The following is a 16643-nucleotide window of genomic DNA, read 5'->3' as shown; positions in this document are numbered from 1 at the left end:
TTCTTTATCTAAAAAAAAAGAAAATATGAGGTTTCATACTATTAATCCTGTTGATAATAATATACTAAATACTTATTCTTTTATAGAGAATAAGGATATTAGAGATAAACTTTCTATAGCTCAAAAAGCTTATGAAAAATGGAAAGATTTTTCTTTTTCTTCTAGAATAGGATATATAATGAAATTATCTTCTTCCATGCAAGATCTCATAGACATTATAGCCTATTTAATAACTCAAGAAATGGGAAAACCTATAACTCAATCACGTTTGGAAGTAAAAAAGTGTATCAAATTATGCGAGTATTATTATCATTTAGAAGAATCGATCTTGTTTCAAGATATATCTACTGAATATGAAAAATCTTATATTCGATTTGAATCGATAGGATCCATATTAGGAATTATGCCTTGGAATTATCCTATTTGGCAAACCATAAGATTTGTCATCCCTAATATATTATTAGGAAATGTAATAGTACTTAAACCTGCTACGAATACAGCTGGATGTTCTCTTCTTTTAGAAAAGATATTTATTGAATCTGGTTTTCCAAAAGGAGTTTTTCAAGTTTTTTTAATGGATATACCTAAAATAGAATCTGTTATAGCTGATCCAATCATACAAGGTGTTTCTTTCACAGGAAGTCATTTAGCTGGAAGTCATATAGGATATTTATCTGGAAAATATATTAAAAAATCTGTCTTAGAATTAGGAGGAAATGATGCTTTTGTAGTTATGAGAGATGTAGAGGATTTAAAAAAAACGGCTAAATTAGCTACGGAATCTAGATTGAATAATACAGGACAAACATGTATTTCCGCTAAAAGATTTATAGTAGATAATTTTATTGTAGATGATTTTATAGATCTGGTTATTCAAGAAATGAAACAATATCAGAGGGGAGATGTACATGATGAATATACTAAAATAGGGTATATTTCTCGTGTAGATTTATCTGAAAAATTATATAAACAATATCAAGATATTATTTCAAATGGAGGAAAAGTCTGTTTACAAACTACAAGAGATGGAAATTTTTTTTCTCCTTGTTTATTGAAAATAGAAGATAATAATTTTTCTTACAATCAAGAGGAGATATTTGGACCAATAGGAATTGTTTATACTTTTTCTAATGAAGAAGAAATTCATTCTATGGTGAATGCCACATGCTATGGTCTAGGTGCTTCTATTTGGACTAAAGACATAAAAAAAGCGGAATCTTTATCCAAGAAAATAAATACAGGTATGGTTTTTGTAAATGATATCGTAAAATCTGATCCTCGTTTTCCTTTTGGAGGAATAAAGAAATCTGGATATGGAAGAGAACTCTCTGTTCTATCTATTAAAGAGTTTTCTAATTGTAAAACTATTATTATCAACAAATGATTATCAAAGGATTTTTCTCATTCTTGCAACTGGAATTTGCATTTGATCTCTATATTTAGCCACAGTACGTCTTGCCACTAGATAACCTTTTCTTTTGAGAATTTTCGATAATTTTTCGTCAGTTAATGGTCTTCTTTTATTTTCTTTAGCAATAGATTCTCCCAACAACTTTTTTATTTCAATAGAAGAAATTTCCATCCCTTCTTCGTTTATCATTTTTTCAGAAAAAAAACTTTTGATCAAAAAAGTTCCATATGGGGTATTGACATATTTACTATTAGCAACACGAGATACAGTGGATATCCCTACACCTATTTTTTGAGATATATTTTTTAAAATCATCGGTTTTATTTTATATGGATCTCCAGTGAAAAAGTATTCTTTTTGATAATCCATAATGGCGTTCATTGTTAACATTAATGTATTTTGACGCTGTTTTATAGCGTCTACAAACCATTTTGCTGAATCTATTTTTTTTTTTAAAAACAAAATAGTATTTTCATTTTTTTTCATGTTCCTTTCTTTTGAATTTTTATAATATTTTAACATGTTTAAATATAAGGAGGATACTTTTATTTCTGGAGTATTTCTTTGATTTAAAGATAATTCTAATTTTCCATCTGAAATACAAATGGTAAAATCTGGAATCAGATGATCTAAATTTCTAGGATTTCCAGAGTAAATTTTTCCTGGTTTTGGATTTAATTTTTCTATTTGATAGATAGCTTTCCGTAAATCATTCTTTGTTGTTCCTAATTTATTTTGCAGTTTTTGATAATGTTTTTTTGTAAAAGATTCGAAATTATTTCTGATTATCCTTTTAGCTAAGTTTACATCGTGTGATTTTTTTTTATTTTCTAATTGTATAAAAAGACATTCTTGTAAATTTCTAGCTCCTACTCCTATGGGTTCTAGTTTTTGTATATAATTTACAAGTAGTTTTTCTACTTTTTCTTCAGTTACTGGAATCCCAAGTATTAAAAGGATATCATCTACGATAGCTGGAATCTTTCTTCTTATGTAGCCATCTTCATCTATGTTTCCTAATATAAAATCTGCAATTAACAAATCTTCTTGATTTAAACGAAAAGTATGTAATTGACTTTTTAAATATTCTTGAAAAGAAATTCCAGAAACTATGGGTATATATTTTTCTTCATTGTGATTATTGGGGTTATTGTTTTTAAAATCTAAAATCTCATCATCACTTAAATACTCATCTATGTTTATTTCAGAAATATCTATGGATTTATCTTCTTGTTCTGAAAGATCAAAGTCAATGACAGATGTATCGGACTCTTCTATAGAAGTAGTCTCATCTTCTATTTCCTCTTCTAATGCTGGATTTTCTTCCAATTCTTGTTTTACTCTTTGTTCAAAATCCAAAGTAGATAATTGCACTAATTTCATCAGTTTTATTTGCTGTGGGGAAAGTTTTTGTTGTCCTTTCTGTAACAGTTTATGTTTTAACATTTTTTAGAATTCTGCATTATGTGGAGTTCTTGGAAAAGGAATAACATCTCGAATATTTTTCATACCTGTAATGAATTGAACTAAACGATCAAAGCCTAGGCCAAATCCACTATGAGGAACAGAACCAAAACGACGTGTGTCTAAATACCACCAAAGTTTCCTGTCATCTATGTTTTTATCCTTGATCCGCTTTAATAAAATATCATAACGTTCTTCCCGTTGAGATCCTCCAATAATTTCTCCTATTTCTGGAAATAATATATCCATAGCTCTAACTGTTCTTTCATCATTATTTATACGCATATAAAAGGCTTTAATACAAGAAGGATAATCAAAAACAATTACAGGATATTGAAAATATTTTTTTACCAGATATTGTTCATGTTCTGATTGTAAATCCATTCCCCAAATAACTGGATGAACAAATTTTACCATTTTTTTATGGATGCTTTTTTCTAGAATATTTATTACTTCCGTGTAACTAATTCTTTGAAATGGAAATTTTAATATAAGCTCTAATCTTTCTAAAAGTGTTGTAGATTCCTGTTTTTGACTCCATTTTTTGATGTGATCCTTTAAAAAGGATAGATCTTCTATGCAATTTTCAATGGTATATCGTATAACAAATTTTAAAAAATCCTCAGCTATATCCATATTTTCTTCTAAATGATAAAAAGCCATTTCTGGTTCTATCATCCAAAATTCAGATAAATGTCGTGAAGTATTGGAATTTTCTGCACGAAAAGCAGGTCCAAATGTATATACTTTTCCTAAAGCTAAAGAGGCTGTTTCTGCTTCTAATTGTCCAGATACACTCAAATATGTTTTGCACTGAAAAAAATCTTTTGCATAATCTACTACATTTTCCCTTACATATGGAATATTTTTTAAGTCCATAGTTGTTACCTGAAACATTTTTCCAGCACCTTCAGCATTTGAAGTGGTAATAATTGGAGTATTTATGTAAAAAAACCCATGTTCATGAAAATATTTATGTATGGAAAAAGATACATGATGACGTATACGCATTATACTACTGAAAATATTTGTACGAAAACGTAGATGTGCTTGTTTACGTAAGGTTTCTAAACTATGTTTTTTCGGTTGTAAAATAGTTTTTTGAAAACTTTTAAGGTCGACTTCTCCATAGATTATCATATCTAAAGATTTTAATTCTATAGATTGTTTCTTTCCTAAACTTTCTGTGACTATGCCTATAACTTTAATGGAACATCCAATAGTAATTTTTTTTAAAAACTTCTTTTCTAAATTTTTCGATAAAACAATTTGAATATTTTTTATTGTAGATCCATCATTTAATGTGATGAAAATGGAATTTCGAAAAGAACGAATCCACCCTTCAACTAAAACTTTTTTATTTAAAAATTTTTTTCCTTTTCCCAATAATTCTTTAATTGAATATTTTTCTATCATGGATCAAAAAATTATATACTTAATATTTCTTTTTCTTTGGAAAGAAAAAGAACATCTATTTTTTCAATAGATCCCTTGGTAATTTTTTGTATACGATTTTCTCCTGTTTTAGATAAATCTTCGGATATTTTCAATCTTTTTATAGATTGGTTATACTTTTTTCGTATTGTTCTCACGAATATTTTTGCTTTTTCTGTTTTTGTTTTAATTGTTTTCATTAAATTCTTTCTCCCTTCTTCCGTAAGAATAGGAATACGAATGTGAATGTATTCTCCTTTATTTGTTGGCATAAAACCGAGATTTTCATCTATAATGGCTTTATCTATATAGGAGATGATAGCTCGATCCCAAGGATGAATCGTCAGATTCATATTATCTACAATGGTAATTGTTGCCACTTCAATTAAAGGAAAAGAAGAAGCATAACACTTTACTTTTATTTTTTCTAAAATGGGAAGAACGGATTTACTTCCTAATCGAATACGATGAATTTCTTCTTGAAGTTTTTTTAAAATTTTATCCATATCTTTTTTGCAAGAAAAAAAAATTTCATTTAATTCATCCATAATTTTTTCTATTTTTCGTTAGAAACCAGAGTTCCTATCTCTTCTCCGGAAATTACTTTTTTAAAATTTTCTTTTCTATTTATATCAAAAATAATAATAGGCAAATTATTTTCATTTCCTAAAATAAAAGCTGTTTGATCCATCACCTTGATTCCCATTTGATAAGCCATATCAAAGGATATCTTTTTAAACCTTTTCGCATATTTATCTTTTTCTGGATCTTTGGTATAGATTCCATCGACTCTGGTCCCTTTTAATAAAACATCTGCTTTAATTTCTATAGCACGTAATACGGCTGCTGTATCTGTGGTAAAATATGGATTTCCTAAACCTGCCACGAAGATCACCACTCTTCCTTTTTCAAGATAATGAATCGCTTTATCTTTAACAAATGGTTCTGCTATTTGATCCATTCTAATAGCTGTTTGTATAGAAGTACATATTCCGACATTTTTTAAGTAAGATTGGAAAGCTATTCCGTTGATAACAGTAGCTAACATTCCCATGTAATCTCCTCCTATACGATCTATCGTATTTTCCTTTATTCTAGAAAATCCTCTAAATATATTTCCTCCACCAATCACTATAGCTACCTGTGCTCCCATCTCTACTACTTTTTTGACTTCTTCAGCGTATTGTTGAAGACGAGTAGAATGAAGTCCGAATTCGTTATTTCCCATAAGAGCTTCTCCGCTTAATTTCAACAAGGATCTTTTGTACTTCATGAAAAAGATATTTAAATTATGGAAAAATACCTAATTTTTCATAAGAATCTATGATTTTGTTTATAGCAAGAACAAATGCCGCCGTACGCAAGTTTTCTATTTTCAACGATTTTTTTAGATCACGAATCTTATGAAATCCATTGATCATGGTATCTTCTAGTCCGCTACGTACTAAATCTATTTCTCTTGGTCCTCTTAAAATCATTTTTTTTTCTTCTATTGGAATTTTTTTTCTACAACTATTTTCGATTACTTGTAGCAGTTCTGTATTCATATTTTCACTAAAACGTTTTTCCATGCGTCCATAACGAACATGACTTAAATTTTTTAACCATTCAAAGTAAGAAACGGTGACGCCTCCAGCATTCAAATAAATATCTGGAACTATAATTACTCCATTTTTTCCTAATATATCATCAGCTTCAGGAGTAACTGGTCCATTAGCTGCTTCTCCAATTATTTTTGCCTTAATCCGATTGGCATTATATTTATGGATCACATTTTCTAATGCAGCTGGAATAAGTATGTCACATTCTAATTCTAAGGCTTTTTCTGTATCCTCTATATTTTTTGATTCTGGAAAATTCAATATGGATCCGGTATTTTTTAAGTGAAGAATCACATTCGATACATTCAAACCTTTTTTATTGTAAATAGCTCCTTCCCTTTCTGCTAAAGCAACAATAATAGCTCCTGCTTCATGAAAAAATTTAGCGGCATGATAACCGACATTTCCTAGACCTTGTACAATCACTTTTTTTCCATTTAATCCTACATCGAGACCTACAGATAACATCTCTTCTTTCATCTGACATAATTCTCTAATTCCATAAAATACACCCAATCCTGTTGCTTCTTTTCTTCCTCTTACTCCACCTTGAGAAACAGGTTTTCCTGTAACACAGGCTATAGCATCTACTTCTCCATGAGTAAGAGATAAAAATGTGTCAAAAATCCAACTCATTTCTCTTTCTCCAGTCCCATAATCAGGTGCTGGAACATCTATACCTGGACCTATAAAATTTTTTTTTATTAATTCAGAAGTGTAACGACGGGTTATCTTTTCTATATTTTCTACAGAGATAATTTGTGGATCAATTTTAATTCCTCCTTTAGCTCCACCAAAAGGAACATCTACTATAGCACATTTATACGTCATCAATGCAGCTAAAGTCATTACTTCATCTTGGTTTACTTTTATGCTATATCTAATCCCTCCTTTGCAGGGAAGTTTATGATGGGAGTGTTGTACCCTATATGCTTCAATTACTTGAATTTTTTTTCCTATTTTTATAGGAAAATGCATGCGATATACCGCATTACAAGCTTTAATTTGCTCTAAAAGACCTTTTTTAATAGGAATGTACCGTGCCGCTTTATCAAAATTTTTTTCTATACAACTAAAAAAACTACACGCATCAGCTTTACTTTGGTTTTTTTTTGACATAAAAAAAGTTTTTACACATTTAATGAAAAAAAATTCAAAACGACTGCCGGATGACTAGATACAAATCTACGTTTTATAACAATACAATTTGAATCGAACATATTTTATAAATATGATTTAAATAAATAAAATATTTATTATTTTTTTTGGGATGATGATAATTTTTTGTAATACTTTTTCATTTAATATGAACTTTATTTTAGGATGATTTAAAATTTTTTTTCTGATTTCATCAATGGTTAGTTTGGATTCAAACGTTTCCTGAAATTTTAATTTTCCATTAAACATAATCGGATAAGTAATTTTTTCTTTTACAAGAAATTTTTGATCATAAACAGGAAAAGGATAAAAAATAATAGATTTTTTTTTTCCTAGTTTTCTCCAAAGTTCTTCAGCTATATGAGGAGAAAAAGGTGCTATTAATTTAACTAACGGTTCCAATATTTTTCTTTTATTACATTTTAAAATACTTAATTGATTAACCATCATCATCAAATAACTAATGGATGTATTAAAAGAAAATGAATTAATTTTTTCCTGTAGTTTTTTGATTGTGTAATGTAAAATTTTTAGCTCTTGAAATGTCGGATCTAAGTCACTAACCTGAAATACTTTATTTATATGAAATAAACGCCAAAATTTATTTAAGAAATTTTTGATTCCATTTATTTTCTCATCATTCCAAGGTTTTGATTCGATAATAGGGCCTAAAAACATTTCATAAAGACGAAATATATCTGATCCATATTTTTCAGAAATATGATCTGGATTGATGACATTATATTTAGATTTGGACATTTTTTCTAATTTTCTTTTACAAAAAAAACGTCCTTTTTCTAAAAAAAATTTATACTGATAAAATTCGGGTCTACACTGTTGAAATTTATTTATATCTAATTCATCATTAGAATTTATTAAAGATGTATCTACATATACTTGTTGTAAAGTTCCTCCATAATTATGAGAGTTTCTTAAACCATAGGAAATAAATATATTTTTTCCACTAATTTTTAGTATAGTAGCTGAATAATTCAGAATCATTCCTTGATTGAATATTTTCTTAAAGGGTTCTTCTGTATTAACCCATCCTCTATCTTTTAGAAATTTATGCCAAAATCTTGCATAAATCAAATGACCCGTAGAATGTTCAGCTCCTCCTATATATAAATCTATATTTTTCCAAAAATGTTCCTTTTTTTTATCCAAAAAGAATTGATTGTTGTGAACATCCATATAACGAAGAAAATACCAACTTGATCCAGCCCAACTTGGCATAGTACTAGTTTCTATTGGAAATATATATTTATTATCCACAAGAGTATTGGAAACTATTTTCATTTTTATTTCGTCCCAAGCCCAATTATTGACTCTATTTAATGGAGATTTTCCATTTTTTGGATGATAATTATTTACTTCTGGAAGAAGTAAAGGAAGTTTTTCAATGGGAATGGTTTTCGGGATTTTATTTTTAAAATAAATAGGAATGGGTTCCCCCCAATATCTTTGTCTAGAAAAAACAGCATCACGTAATCGATAACTATTTTTTTTGAACCCTATATTTTTTTCTTCCAATATTTGAACAATTTTTCTTTTAGCTTCTTGAACCTTTAACCCATTTAAAAAATCAGAATTAATGCATATTCCATTTTTTCCTTCATAAAGTTCATTATTAGTATTCTCTTCTTTGTTTTCAGGAGTTATAACAGATAAAATTTCTAAACCCATATTTTTTGCAAATTTCCTGCTAATTTTTTCATGACCAGGAATCCCTATCATAGATAGAGTTTCATTATCTACAGAAAAACTATTACTAACATAAATAGGGATTTTCTTTCTTTTAATAAAAGGATGGATCACATAATTTCCTGTAAAAACACCAGAAATATTTTTTTTTTCTTCTTCTACAATATTGTTGTGACAGTATAGAAAAACATCTTTTTTATGATAGGAAATAGAGATTTTTTCTGCCATTGGATGATCCGTAGATAAAATAATGAATGTTATTCCAAATATAGTTTCTGGACGAGAGATGAAAAGTTCTATTTTTTTCATATTCTCTTTCTGTAAAAAAAGTTCTAAAAAAATAGAATATCCTAATGTTTTTCCTATCCAATTATATTGTAATTTTTTTAAAGATTTGGAACAATCCACAGATTCTAATCCTTTTAAAAGTCTTTCTATATAAGCGGTAATTCTTATATGCCATTGTAGCATTTTTTTTCTATGAATAGGAAACCCACCTCTTTGACTCCTTCCATTTGTAATTTCATCATTTGCTAAAACTGTTCCTAATTCTGGACACCAATTTACTGTGTTTTTACATAAAAAAGCCAAACGATAATTCAAAAGAATAGATTCCTTTTTATAATAACTGAATTCTTTCCACATTTTTGAATCAAATTTATAGTTGAAAGAATGACTAGCATTTACCAATAAATTTCCATTTTTATTAAATTCTTCTACTAAAAGATCTATCGATTTAGCTTTTTCACTAGTTTTATCATACCAAGAATTAAATATTTGGATAAACATCCATTGAGTCCAACGATAATAAGTTGGATCGCTAGTAGATAATTTTCGACTCCAATCAAAAGAAAGTCCTATTTTATCCATTTGACTTTGATATTTTTTTACATTCTTACGAGTGGTTTCAAAAGGATGTTGTCCAGTTTGAATAGCATATTGTTCTGCAGGAAGCCCAAAAGAATCAAATCCTATAGGAAATAAAACGTTATGACCTTTTGTACGTTTGTATCGTGCATAAATATCTGAAGCTATATATCCTAAACAATGTCCTATATGGAGTCCTGAACCAGAAGGATAAGGAAACATATTTAATATATAGTATTTGGAAGATTTATTTCCGTTATTTTCTTTTGTATGAAAAATATTATGTTGTTTCCAAAATATTTGCCAACGTTTTTCTATTTCACGAAAATTATATTCCATGTTTATTCTATTTTAAATTTTGTAAAAATACAATGATTTTATTACGTAATTTTAGTAATTTCTAGCTGGATGAAATTTTTCATTTCAAAATTTGATGATAATGAAAAAAAAGTTTTTCTAAAAAAGAAAAGAAATGTTTAATCACCATAAAGATTGTTTAGAAAATCATATTAACGAAAAGTTTTTAAATAATCAAACTATTAGTTTCCTAGTTAAATTAATTCAAAATTATCCGGATAAAGTTGTAGACATATTCATTTTATTGAAAATAAATAGAGGAATTTCTGTTTTTAAAGTTTTAGATTTTCCTATAAAAAAAAAAATTATAGAAAGTCTTCCTTCAATTAAAATGATGGAATTGTTGAATAAACTATCAGTAGACGATCGTGTTTCATTCTTGGAAAATCTTCCAAAAAATTCTTTGAAAGATTTAATTAAATATTTAAATCCGGAAGAAAAACGTAATACCTTAGTTTCTTTAGGATATCCTGAAAACAGTGTAGGCCGTCTAATGATTCCATACTATCTTGCTGTACAAGACACTTGGAGTGTACAAGAAGTATTAGACTATATACGCAAAGAAGGTAAAAATAGTGATGTGATAGAAATAGTTTATATAGTCAATCAAAAAGGAAAATTAGTGGACGACATAAAAATACAAGAATTTTTATTAGTAGATCCAGCTACAAAAGTAGTTGATTTGATGGATGGACGATACACAGCCGCTTTAAGTGTTACTGATACTGAAGAAGAAGCTACTAAGATATTTTCTATGAATAATAGAGTATCACTACCTGTAATAGATGATCAAAAAATTTTGCTTGGAATAGTTACTATAGATGATATTTTATGGGTTGTAAATGAAAATTACAGAGAAGATATCCAAAAAATAGGTGGAATGGAAGCGTTGAATCAATCATATATGAATGTTCCTTTATCCAAACTCATTAAGAAAAGGGCAGGATGGTTAACTTTGTTATTTATAGGTGAGATGTTCACTACCACAGTAATGCAGTATTTTTCCAGTGCTATAGAAAAAGCGGTTGTTTTAGCCTTATTTATTCCTTTGGTTGTTTCTAGTGGTGGAAATAGTGGATCTCAAGCAGCAAGTCTAATTATTCAAGCCATGGCTTTAGGAGAAGTGAAAATGAAAGATTGGTGGATCGTGATGCGAAGAGAAATTATATGTGGTTTTTTTTTAGGAAGCATTTTGGGGTTAACGGGTTTTATACGTGTTTTGACATGGCATAAGATAAATTTTTTTAATTATGGACCTCATTGTATATTAGTGGGGTTAACTCTTTTTTTATCTTTAATTGGAGTCGTACTATGGGGAACATTTAGTGGATCTATGTTACCTTTTATTATCAAAAAATTTAGAGGAGATCCAGCTAGTTCTTCTGCTCCATTTGTAGCAACATTGGTAGATGTGGTCGGGTTGATTATATATTTTTCAATATCTTATATTCTTCTTCGTGGGACCTTGTTATAAAAATTTATTTCTTAATTTTTGGATAACTTTTTTCAAATCTTCAGGTATTGAACAGGTGAAATGACATTTTCCATTTTTTGGATGAATAAAAGAAAGGGATGCTGCATGTAAAGCTTGTCTTTTCAAAATATTTAAACATTCTTTGAAAAAAGATACCGATTTTTTCGGTAAATATTTTTTCATAAATATTTTATCTCCACCATAAGTATAATCATTGAACAATGGGTGTCCTAAATATTTGAAATGAACTCTTATTTGATGCGTTTTTCCTGTTTCTAAATTACAAGAAACATAGGTAAGATATTTAAATCTTTCCAAAACTTTATAATGAGTAACGGAATATCTACTTCTGGAAAAATCTCTTTGAAAAAGAGTCTGTCTTTTCCTATGATTAGGATCTCTTCCTATAAAACCACTTATCGTTCCTTCTTTTTTTTGTATGTTTCCCCATACTAATGCGAGATATTTTCTTTGAATCGTTTTAGAAATAAATTGTTTAAATAAATATTTTTGTGCATATTCATTTTTAGCTACAACAAGTAAACCTGTAGTATCTTTATCTATTCGGTGAACTAAACCTAATCGATATAATTGATGATTATTTTTAAAATGATATTTAATTCCATGAATTAATGTTCCTTTTTCGTTTCCAAAACCTGGATGGACTACCATTCCTGCAGTCTTGTTGATAACAATAATATCTTCATCTTCATAAATAATATTTAGTGGGATGTTTTCTGCAATAATATTTTTATATTCTGAATCTAAAATGGGAGGATAAGAAATCTCTGCTTCCACAAGATCAAAAGGTTTTATTTTATAATTTTTTTTTATAATACATTGATTGACTAAAATCTTTCCATAATTAGTAGCCTTTTGAATTTGGTTTCTGCTAATATTTTGAATGTATTTCCTCAAAAATTTGTCAATTCGAATGGTTTTTTGATATTTATCTACAAAAAACTTAAATTTTTTTATAGACATTTTTTTTGATTTTAAGATTGTTTTCCAAAAACAGAAGGTTTTGTCTTTTGTTCATTAATTTCTTTGTTTATTGGAGTTTTTTCTTCTTCCATGTTTTTTGTTGAATAATTTTTGTTTGATTCATTGGATTCAGATGTTTTGATTAAACTATCTAAAGGTTTAGTAGTTAACCATAGATAAATGGGTTTGTTTTTATCCTGTTTTTTTCCAGGAGAAGGTTCTTGACGATATACTTTTGCTTTCGTAGCAGTAGGATCATCATCCAATGGATCATCATAATAAAAATTAATGATGTTAAATAATTTTTCTTTCAAAGTATAGGTGGCATTAGATAAAGACATCCCAGTCACATTTGGAACCGGATATGAATAATTATTTTTTTCGTATCCTTTTCCGATTATTAATGTGATTCCATCTTGATGTGGAAGAATGGATCCAGATGGAATGATTTTTCCTTTATAAACTACTTTTAAAACCGTATCCTTAGAAAGATCATTTACATATTTTATATCTTTCACCAGGATATGATTGGCATGAAGTAATTTGATCGCTATACGTTTGTTTTTATTAATTATATTGGGTAGAACTGTGGTTTGAAATTTTTTTGCATTAGCTTGTATGTATATATATCTTCCTACTTTCACAGGGTCTCCTGCTTCTGGAAAAAATGAAAGGACTTGATAAGGTTTAAAAGATGGATCGTAATGTGATGTATCTACATCATATTTTAATCCTAATTTTTTTAAAATAGATATAGATTGGTTTAAAGTTAAGTAGCGGAGGTTTGGAACAATCACGTAAGATCCGTGTTTTGTATAAAAATCCACCCATTTTAATGCTAGACTAGTTATTTTATATAAAATAAATATAGCAATTAACAAATTTAGAAGTAAAATCAAACAATATTTTGAATACTTCATGTAATAATGAATAAAATAAAATGTAACTAATTAATATAAAAAAAATAGATAATAATGAAAAAAATAGCTGTTGTGATGGGAGGTTATACAGAGGAATCTGTTATTTCGTTAAAAAGTGGAGAAGTCGTTTACAAAAATTTAAGTAAAGAACAAGAAGAATTTGAAGTTTATAAAATCTATTTATTCATAGATAAATGGATTCTAAAGGATAAAAATAATAAAGAGTACCCTGTAAATAAACATGATTTTACCGTTTGTATTACAAATGATCAAATTTTGAAATTTGATTGTGTTTTTAATGCTATACATGGAACTCCAGGAGAAGACGGAGTTTTACAAGCTTATTTTCATTTACTAAGAATCCCCTATACAGGATGTCATTTTCATCATGCCAGTATCACTTTTAATAAAAAATATTGTTTAACCTTCTTGAAAGAATTTGGTATCAAAACAGCTCATTCCTTTTTTTTAAATAAAAACCAATTTTTTTGTGAAAAAGAAATTATAAAAAAAGTAGGATTACCATGTTTTGTAAAACCTAATAGATCCGGATCTAGTTTAGGTATATCTAAAGTATATCAAGAAAAAGAATTATCACATGCGATAGAACATGCTTTTAAAAAAGATCAAGAAATTATTGTAGAATCATTTCTAAAAGGAACTGAAGTTTCAGTAGGAGTGATTTCATGGAATCAGGAAATTAAAGTTTTGCCTATTACAGAAATTATCAGTAGAAATGATTTCTTCGATTTTGAATCGAAGTATTCTGGAAAGTCTCAAGAAATAACACCTGCTAGATTATTACCAAGTATTGAAAAAAAGATACAAAAATTGGCAAAAAAAGTTTATGAAATTTTAAATTTATCATCTATATCTAGATCGGAATATATACTGGTAAACGGAGATCCTTTTTTTTTAGAAATTAATACAATTCCTGGACTTTCGGAAGAAAGTATACTTCCCAAACAATTGAGAATAGCTGGGATATCTTTATCTGAGTTATTTAAAAAGAATATATACGATTCTATTGAATCTTTCAAGAAAAAAAATTTATAATCTACAATTACATTTACATTTCTTTTTACAAAGACTACTAGTTTTAGTAGAGAAAAATTTTAATAAATTTTTGATAAAATAAAATATGGAATACAAAAAAAATAAACCAATAATAATATACTGCACATTCACATTTTAGGTTTTTAATATTTGATAAATGAAAAAAGAAGAACTATAAGCCAATGTGGTCATAAAAAAGAATTGTATTATGGGCCACTTCCAAGACTTTGTCTCTTTTTTTACTATAGATAAGGTACTTAGACATTGCATAGAAAAAGCATAGAAAAAGAGCAAAGAAAATCCTGTAGCCAAATTGTAAACCGGTTTTCCTGTATCATAGAATATTTCTTTTTTCATTTTTTCTTTTAATAAAAAATTTCCATTTTTTTCTATACTATATACAGAAGCCATAGTACTAACAAATACTTCTCTTGCTACAAGAGAAGAGATTAATCCTATTCCTATTTTCCAATCATATCCTAATGGAAGAATAAATGGTTCCATTTTCTTTCCTAGTAAACCCAAATAAGAATTAGGTAATTTTTTTTTTTCAAATATGTTTTCAAAACTAATAGAATATTTCCTGTATGGAATAATATCTTTTTTTGGACCAAAAGATCCTAAAACCCAAATTAATACACTTAATAATACAATTATTTTTCCCGCGTTATACATGAAAGATTTGATATTTATCCATAGAGTAATCAATATATTCCCGAATATGGGATATTTATAAGTAGGCATTTCCATAATAAGATGACTTTGATAATCTTTTTTAAGAAATAGATGAAGAATCATGGATATACTTAAAGCAGAAAAGAAACCTAAAAGGTACATCCCCATAAGTACCAATCCTCTCAACTGAATGAAATACCATTTTTTATCCGGAATGATGAGAGAAATTATTAATATGTAAACAGGTAATCGAGCAGAACATGTGATAAAAGGAGTTACTAAAATGGTGATTAAACGATCTCTATAGTTTTCAATATGTCTAGCAGACATTATTGCAGGGATAGCACAGGCTACGCTAGAAATAAGAGGAACTACACTTTTTCCATTTAATCCAAATGGACGCATAATTCTATCCATTAAAAATATCACTCTGCTTATATAACCACTTTCTTCCATAAGAAGAAGAAAAAATAATAAAAGAAAAATTTGTGGAATAAAAGTGATGATCGTACTAATTCCAGGTAAAAACCCTTGTACAAAAAAATTGTTGATGGGACCTGGATAAATATTTTCTAGTTTTTTTTGAAGAATGGAAAAAAAAAATTCTATAATTTTTTTAGGAGTTTCTGCCCAAAAAAAGACACTTTGAAATATAATAAACAACAAGAAAAAGAAAATGAAATAACCCCAAAAAGGATGTAATAATAAATAATTATCTATCTTTTTAGAAAAATCTAAAGAATTTTTTTTCTGATCTGAAATAAATTTAGAAACTGTTTTAGAAAAAATTTTTCCTATTTCTTCATATCTATCTAATGTTTCTATGATTTGTAATTTTTTAGAAATGATATTATGTTTTTTCTTAATTTTATTCAAAAGTCCATCATCTTTTAAGAATTTTTTATTATTTGCTAAATAAGACCAAGCTCTATAAGAGTTCACATGATAACCATCCTTGACATCTTGAATAGCGATGGAATGAGATAATCCTGGATTAAAGAAGAAGGATAATTTATTTTTTTTATTGTTCAGACTACTGATTGTATGTTTGACATTCTCTATTCCTATTCCTTTTCTTGCATCGATTAAGACGATTTCAGTTATAAGAAGTTTTTTAAGTTTTTCTAGATCAATGAAAACTCCCTTTTTTTTTGCTTCATCAAGCATATTCAAGATAAAGAGAACAGGAAAACCTAAATCTTGTATCTGTCTGAATAATAAAAGACTTTTTTTAATATTCGAGGAGTCAGCTACAACCATAATTTTATCTGGATAATCAATATCATCTATATTGTTTAGTAGTTTACAAACTATTTCCTCATCTTCAGATGATGGATATATGCTATAGGTTCCTGGAAGATCTATTATCTGATAGTGTATATTTTTATAATAAAAAAATCCGATTTTTTTATCTACTGTGACTCCTAAATAATTTCCAACTTTTTGGTTTAGTCCAGTTAGTTGATTAAACAAAGAAGTTTTTCCGACATTTGGATTTCCAATAAGAGCTAATTTAATTATTCTTTGTCGCATTATTA

Annotated in this window: 12 protein-coding genes; 3 read left to right on the top strand and 9 right to left on the bottom strand. The window is 27.8% G+C overall.

Annotated elements, in window-relative coordinates:
• Nucleotides 1-25 precede the first annotated feature (25 nt).
• Entirely contained in the window at nucleotides 26-1384 is a 1359-nt protein-coding gene (locus H0H60_RS02655) for an aldehyde dehydrogenase family protein (protein WP_185862619.1), read from the top strand.
• Nucleotides 1385-1387: 3 nt separating this feature from the next.
• Here H0H60_RS02655 and rpoN read toward each other — a convergent pair whose 3' ends face one another.
• The 6 genes from rpoN to leuS all read right to left on the bottom strand — a co-directional run bounded on the left by rpoN (nucleotide 1388) and on the right by leuS (nucleotide 9978).
• Entirely contained in the window at nucleotides 1388-2857 is a 1470-nt protein-coding gene (rpoN, locus tag H0H60_RS02650; protein WP_185862618.1) for an RNA polymerase factor sigma-54, read from the bottom strand.
• A 3-nt stretch (nucleotides 2858-2860) separates the two neighbouring features.
• Nucleotides 2861-4291, bottom strand: a complete 1431-nt coding sequence (asnS, locus tag H0H60_RS02645) for an asparagine--tRNA ligase (RefSeq protein ID WP_185862617.1) — start codon at nucleotides 4289-4291, stop codon at nucleotides 2861-2863.
• Between the two features lie 11 nt (nucleotides 4292-4302).
• Entirely contained in the window at nucleotides 4303-4857 is a 555-nt protein-coding gene (locus H0H60_RS02640; protein ID WP_185862616.1) for a ribosome-recycling factor, read from the bottom strand.
• Between the two features lie 8 nt (nucleotides 4858-4865).
• Nucleotides 4866-5582 carry a UMP kinase gene (gene pyrH / locus H0H60_RS02635; RefSeq protein ID WP_185849707.1) on the bottom strand — a complete coding sequence of 239 codons (717 nt, stop codon included), beginning with the start codon at nucleotides 5580-5582 and terminating at the stop codon, nucleotides 4866-4868.
• Between the two features lie 16 nt (nucleotides 5583-5598).
• Nucleotides 5599-7029, bottom strand: a complete 1431-nt coding sequence (locus H0H60_RS02630) for a Glu/Leu/Phe/Val family dehydrogenase (RefSeq protein ID WP_185862615.1) — start codon at nucleotides 7027-7029, stop codon at nucleotides 5599-5601.
• A 117-nt stretch (nucleotides 7030-7146) separates the two neighbouring features.
• On the bottom strand, nucleotides 7147-9978 hold the full coding sequence (gene leuS, locus H0H60_RS02625) for a leucine--tRNA ligase (RefSeq protein ID WP_185862614.1): 2832 nt from the start codon (nucleotides 9976-9978) through the stop codon (nucleotides 7147-7149).
• Nucleotides 9979-10111: 133 nt separating this feature from the next.
• On the opposite strand from leuS, the gene mgtE reads away from it, so the two are divergent.
• Nucleotides 10112-11470, top strand: coding sequence for a magnesium transporter (gene mgtE, locus H0H60_RS02620; protein WP_185862613.1), 1359 nt, complete (start codon nucleotides 10112-10114; stop codon nucleotides 11468-11470).
• Here the strand turns inward: mgtE and H0H60_RS02615 are convergent.
• Entirely contained in the window at nucleotides 11465-12454 is a 990-nt protein-coding gene (locus H0H60_RS02615) for an RluA family pseudouridine synthase (protein WP_185862612.1), read from the bottom strand. The genes mgtE and H0H60_RS02615 overlap by 6 nt on opposite strands.
• 11 nt (nucleotides 12455-12465) lie before the next feature.
• Nucleotides 12466-13374, bottom strand: coding sequence for a PASTA domain-containing protein (locus H0H60_RS02610; protein ID WP_185862611.1), 909 nt, complete (start codon nucleotides 13372-13374; stop codon nucleotides 12466-12468).
• 54 nt (nucleotides 13375-13428) lie between these two features.
• Between H0H60_RS02610 and H0H60_RS02605 the strand changes: the two genes are divergently transcribed.
• Nucleotides 13429-14430, top strand: coding sequence for a D-alanine--D-alanine ligase (locus tag H0H60_RS02605; protein WP_185862610.1), 1002 nt, complete (start codon nucleotides 13429-13431; stop codon nucleotides 14428-14430).
• 135 nt (nucleotides 14431-14565) lie between these two features.
• Here H0H60_RS02605 and feoB read toward each other — a convergent pair whose 3' ends face one another.
• A complete protein-coding gene (gene feoB / locus H0H60_RS02600; RefSeq protein WP_185862609.1) occupies nucleotides 14566-16638 on the bottom strand; it encodes a ferrous iron transport protein B in 2073 nt (690 codons plus the stop codon).
• Nucleotides 16639-16643 lie beyond the last annotated feature (5 nt).

The sequence above is a fragment of the Blattabacterium cuenoti genome (assembly GCF_014251735.1).
In the GTDB taxonomy this organism is placed as follows: Bacteria; Bacteroidota; Bacteroidia; order Flavobacteriales; family Blattabacteriaceae; genus Blattabacterium; species Blattabacterium cuenoti_C.
This window is presented reverse-complemented; position numbering and strand designations above follow the sequence as displayed.